Origin of the sequence: Geobacillus zalihae NBRC 101842 (assembly GCF_001544135.1) — a bacterium.
Classification (GTDB): Bacteria; Bacillota; Bacilli; order Bacillales; family Anoxybacillaceae; genus Geobacillus; species Geobacillus zalihae.
This window is the reverse complement of sequence record NZ_BCPV01000101.1, coordinates 1-5,638: the sequence shown is the minus strand read 5'-3', so window position 1 is coordinate 5,638 and position 5,638 is coordinate 1. Positions and strand designations below refer to the sequence as shown.

Here is a 5,638-nt window from a genome sequence, read left to right as displayed (position 1 = left end):
AATTATGCTGATTTAAGAGTGGGATGACAGATCTTTTCATTAGATCAATAAACGCATGTACAGTTGGTGATAGATTGTCGCTTTTCCAAGCAAGAGCTGTCGTAGTGGTAAATGGATTATTCCGAATGTCACGATAAACAACTTTATTTTTGAATACATATTGTATAGAAGCTGGTACGAGAGCTACGCCCATTCCTGCTGAAACAAGAGAGATGACAGTAGGTAATTCCTGTGTTTCTAGTACTACCTTTGGTTGGAATCCTGCCTGATAACAACCGTTCATCACTGTATCATAATGACTTTGATTTGCCTTTCTTCCCGTTAAAATGAATGGATCATTGGATAAATCAACAAGATTAATCGGGGATGTTTCGGAAGCTAATGCATGATCCTTTGGTAAAGCAACCACCATTGGTTCTTGTCGAATCACTTCAATATTAATTGTGTCATTTTTTATTTTTATAGGATGGCAAAGTATTCCTATATCAATATGGCCTTCGTGTAAAGCTTTCACTTGTTCCGCTGACGTTAACTGTTGCAAATCTATATGAATATTAGGGTATTCCTTTCGATAGTGCTCTATAATGATTGGAAGAATATCATAGGCTGCTGAGGCTATGAAACCGATCGTTATTTCCCCAGCCTCCCCACGGCTTATCATTCTTACTGTTTCAATTGCTTCCTCTAGATTCTTCAAAATCTGATAAGCTTTTTCTAAAAACACTTGTCCTTCTTTTGTTAACTCTACCTTCCTTTTCGTCCGATGGAAAAGCGGTACCCCTATTTCTTCTTCTAATTGACGGATTTGAAGACTTAATGGCGGCTGTGCCATATTTAAACGAGCTGCCGCTTTACCAAAATGTAATTCTTCAGCCACTGTTATGAAATATTTCAAATGACGCAGTTCCAACGCGTTGCCTCCCCTTTTAATACTTATTATATATTAATACAACTATAAATATATATTAGACATATTACAATTAGTTTTGTAAAGTGGAAATAGAAGAGCTCTTCCATAACAAATGATTCAGTAAAAATGGAGGTTATCATGCGAAAAGTTCTTCTCCTCACGATAGGTATGTTCGCTCTTGGGTTTGATGCCTATGTGATTGCTGGTTTATTGCCGAATATGGGGACAACGTTCAAAATAAGTGCCTCACAAACGGGGCAAGCAGTAAGTGTCTTCACCCTTTGTTATGCACTGGCAGCTCCAATTTTTGCGACATTGTTGGCTGGAAAGCCAATGCGCAGGATTTTAGTGCTGGCACTTTTAATATTCTCATTAGGTAATGGAGCTAGTGCACTAGCCTCGAGTTTCTCCATGCTGCTTATGGCACGTGCAATTGCAGGCATCGGGGCCGGGCTTTATTCCCCGTTGGCCGCTGCAGCTGCCGCATCCCTTGTTCCTATGCAGAAACGCGGCCACGCTCTTGGTATGACGCTAGGCGGCATGAGCACGGGAACGGTCATAGGGGTTCCACTTGGATTGATCATTGCTGAACATCTAGATTGGCACGCAACTCTCTGGTTCATCACTGCACTAGGTCTTATCGCCATGATAGGAATTGTCATATGGTTTCCAAGTTTTCCGGCTTCGGCGCCACCATCGTTGCGTCAACGTGTTGCGATGATGACCAATGGGAGGGTTGCAGCAATTGTTGGCATCACTTTTATGACCAGCATGGCCAGTTTGGGTCTCTATACATATATCGCAACCATTTTGGATAATCTGGCAGACATTCCTATCATTACACCTTATCTTTGGGCATGGGGCATTGGTGGCGTAGTCGGGAGCTTTTCCATTGGCACTTTGATTGACCGAACAGGGAGGCCAGACTTGCTCATGGCTGGCATTTTAGCCATCATGGCTTTAGCCATGTTCAGCTTACCATTCGTATTTCCATTTCCGATGCTATCATTTCTGCCTTTCATTCTATGGGGAGCAATGGGATGGGCCTCTCAAGCTCCGCAACAGCATGAATTACTTCGCTTACAACCTAATCACGGCGCAGCTGCCGTTGCGTTAAACAGTTCCGCTAATTATTTAGGAAGTGCGATAGGTTCCGCTCTTGGGGGGATGGTGATGCTAGCCGGATTGGCACCTTCCCGACTTCCGTTTGCTGCTGGTTGTCTAGTATTAGTGACCCTACTGGGACAATGGAGGATTGTGTCAAGCAAAAGAAATCGTGGGCAAGCGAGAAAAAACATGAAAAATCAAATGCAATAAAGACTATCTCAAAACCTGACAAAAACATAAGATAGATCGCCTTTCTACTCAATCGGTGTCAAAAAAATAAACAATAAAATTTCACAGAGACTTGGATATAAAAAAGAAACTCCGAGTGGTCTTTTCAAGACCGCTTGGATTTTTTTTCTTAATGAAAGGATCCCCTGAAAATAAGCGGTATACAAAGATATGAACCGAATAGTATGGACAATACAATTTATTTTATTTTAATGAATCGTTGTGCCAAAAATTAGCACGAGTGTCTCTGTTATCGTTTGTTGTTGATTTACGACCAAATAAACCAGCCACCTTTATCATAGATAGGTAATCCAGCGATAATAAAGGAGATCAGAACTCTGTCAAATTTCAATGTTGATTTTTAGAACACAGAAAAAGACCGAAATAAATCTAACGGGTTCCGTTTTGAGGTGCAAAACAGGCATTTGACACACAAAAAATAGTGTGCGAATTGGCAATCGATTCTGCACGCTATTTGTCCTGTCCTTATAAGGCTTTTCGCAAAAAGTCATTCACTTTGGCAGGAGAAAGTTTGAACTATCTCGAAGATGAGAAGATGAAAAGAATTTATGGAGAGTGTCAATTGCATGCCAATTCAAGTGTCATTTTCAATGTCGATTTCCATGAGACGAGATACTCTATCCATCATAGGATTCCTGTGGTGTTTATATGTGAAGAAGGGATGAAGAAAGATGAAATTAGCGGGACACAAAATCTATTTGCGATTTTTAAGGGATACAGATGTGGGGCCTTTGGCAGAGATGTACCGTAGAAACCGAGAATTTTGGCAACAGTATACGCCAGATAGGCCCGAGGAGTTCTATACGGAGGAATATCAGTTAAATCGAATCCAAACCAGCTTGGCGAAGATGGAAAGAGACGAGCAATACACGTTCGGCATTTTCCTCATCGGTACTGATGAACTGATTGGCATCATTGAGTTGACTGAAGTGGTCCGTGGTCCTTTACAGACATGTTGGTTAGGCTATTATGTAGATCAATCGCACAACGGACATGGATATACTACTGAAGCTGTGCGCCTAGTCGTTGACTATGCCTTTGAGGTTCTCAAGTTACACAGAATTGAAGCAGGAGTCATGCCACATAACATCGGGTCGATTCGAGTTTTGGAGAAGGCAGGATTCCATAAAGAAGGGCTTTCCAAGAAGAACGTGAAGATTAACGGAAGGTGGGAAGATCATTTACACTTCGCTATCGTGAATCCAAATGATTCAGAATGACTAGGACGCCCTAATTTTCCTATTCTTTGTTATAAAAACGGCTGACCTCAAAATCGGATCAGCCATTTGTTATTGGAAACTAGGCTTTGTTCATGTCAATTGATACTTCTGCACCTTAAAACAGAACCCGTTAAAATAAAACAGTCTTTTTTACAATCTTGTTTAACTATCGCTCCGTTAGCCAACCATGATACATTTCGCAACACCACAGATGATGGAAGTTCATTCGTTCTTCCATGGGAGATAACTATATCGCATCTATGCGGGACCATCAGGAGAATGAGGATAGACATTCATGTCGCGCTTACGGCACCAGCAAATGATGAAAATACTAATTTTCGGGATAGTTGAGTAAGAAAAGAATGATACCTCTTTTTGACTCTTTTAGTAGCAGAAGTATCAATTCTTTTTTTCTTTCCTGATTCTTTCTCAATGTGTGTTAACTTTGATTCAAGGTAATTTCTCATTTCTTCTACATTTAACTCTCTTTTAGGAAAACTATATAGGCACTAACTGAGCTATTATATATATTTGTCCTCTTCGAAACTTTTGATATCAGAAACAAATGAAGGTATCTTAGGCCGTGTTATCATTTTGGTGGATATTCAAACAAAGAAAGCAATAGGTTTTATGTATTGTGAATAATAGCATCGAGGGATTGAATAGTTAGAACATTTTATTTTACTTCTCTCTTTACATTTTTTCCTATCTTTTTCTAGACAAATAAGTACACACGTGCTAATATGTACATAAATTAACTCAATTTATTTTTTGGCTACAATTATCATTTTTTTATACGAATTATCAAAGTTTATACGCGATTATTAAGTAAACTTACTGACTTATCATTTTTTTATCCTTCACTTTATATTATGTCAACCGAAATTAGTTACTTAACTTCCCTTTCTTTAATTTTATAAAATTCTTCGCTAAATGATTTGTCACGCTTCAACCATGTATAATACGTTCCTAATGTAATTCCAACTGTTTCACATGCTTGATGAACGCAATAACTTTTTCGATATTCATCGATAAAAGCTTTTTTTCTTGCTGCAACAGATACCCTATCTATCTTACATTACACAAAATTCTTGACGGTACCTTTTTCTGCCGCTCATATATAAACGAATATGTTTTTCGTTTTTGGTTAAGTACATTTCAAATCCTCGAGCTTTTAAATGATTCTCTAATGCTGTCATAAAATCCAAAGATCCGCCAACAAAACTGACTACATATCCATGAGAATTAATATTTCCATCACCGTCAAAATAGCCTCTTATAAAATGATTTAAATACACTTCTGGAACATACGGAAATTTTATATCCAGTGATTTATTTGGTGTGATACCATGTATCTCCATTAAATCGTTTTTCATAACTTTGCTATTGAGATATAACATATAAACACCGGTTTGCTTATTTTGATAAAGTGGTTGATTAGACCCTAATTCGTCTCTGATTTGTTCTAAAATATATTTTTCTTTTTGCGCGAATCCGATCGTCTGAAAATCATTGGAGACAAAACCGTCCGCTATAAAAAAACCTAAGATATAAGCCATATTTTTAGACCAAGTCTTGAAATAATCTTCATTTAACTTATACTTACGCTTCCAACTACCAAACGGCCTTTTTTCAATATTATGATCAGACAAAATCATTCTTATATATCTCGGAGACACATTAGAAAGCTTTGCAATTTCAGTAGTACTAGCACCTTCAAGATAAAGTTTTATAATTTCGTCTACCTCCAACGTTCGTTTTATATTTTTTCTTGTCATCTTTAAAACCCCTTCCATATTTATTTAAAATATATTATAAGAACAAATGTTCTTATTGTCTATATAAATTAAAATATTCGTAATAATCCCTTCCTCACTTTAATTAATGAATGGAAATAAATCGCAAAACAAAAAAGAGACAGTAAAGTGCAAGTACTGTCTCATCACGCCGCTTTATTCCTTATGCTCCAGAATGGCTTGCCACTCTTTCTCCCGATCTGTTTCCTAGGGTTCGATTCGGTAGCTCAGCCAGGCAGCAGGCAGAATCAGGCTGGATAACAGTTGCTCAAGTTTAATCCCGATAATGAGTCCTTTCCGCGGTTTGGAGAACTTCTTAAATTCAACATGGTTACTCTGTACAGCTCAACGATATT

Annotated in this window: 3 protein-coding genes and 1 pseudogene; 2 read left to right on the top strand and 2 right to left on the bottom strand. The window is 38.2% G+C overall.

Annotated features, from left to right (window positions below):
* Positions 1-910: LysR family transcriptional regulator (locus GZ1_RS17055; protein ID WP_060788964.1), on the bottom strand; the 910-nt coding region annotated here is incomplete at its 3' end.
* Between the two features lie 138 nt (positions 911-1,048).
* On the opposite strand from GZ1_RS17055, the gene GZ1_RS17050 reads away from it, so the two are divergent.
* Entirely contained in the window at positions 1,049-2,227 is a 1,179-nt protein-coding gene (locus GZ1_RS17050) for an MFS transporter (RefSeq protein ID WP_060788963.1), read from the top strand.
* Positions 2,228-2,937: 710 nt separating this feature from the next.
* Entirely contained in the window at positions 2,938-3,486 is a 549-nt protein-coding gene (locus GZ1_RS17045; RefSeq protein ID WP_060788962.1) for a GNAT family N-acetyltransferase, read from the top strand.
* Positions 3,487-4,375: 889 nt separating this feature from the next.
* Here GZ1_RS17045 and GZ1_RS17040 read toward each other — a convergent pair.
* Positions 4,376-5,045 (bottom strand): annotated as a pseudogene (locus tag GZ1_RS17040) (LAGLIDADG family homing endonuclease).
* Positions 5,046-5,638: the final 593 nt, after the last annotated feature.

Bases quoted from the DNA above. Each gene is read 5' to 3' on its own strand.
- GZ1_RS17045 (WP_060788962.1), top strand. From the start codon at position 2,938: ATGAAATTAGCGGGACACAAAATCTATTTGCGATTTTTAAGGGATACA.
- GZ1_RS17050 (WP_060788963.1), top strand. From the start codon at position 1,049: ATGCGAAAAGTTCTTCTCCTCACGATAGGTATGTTCGCTCTTGGGTTT.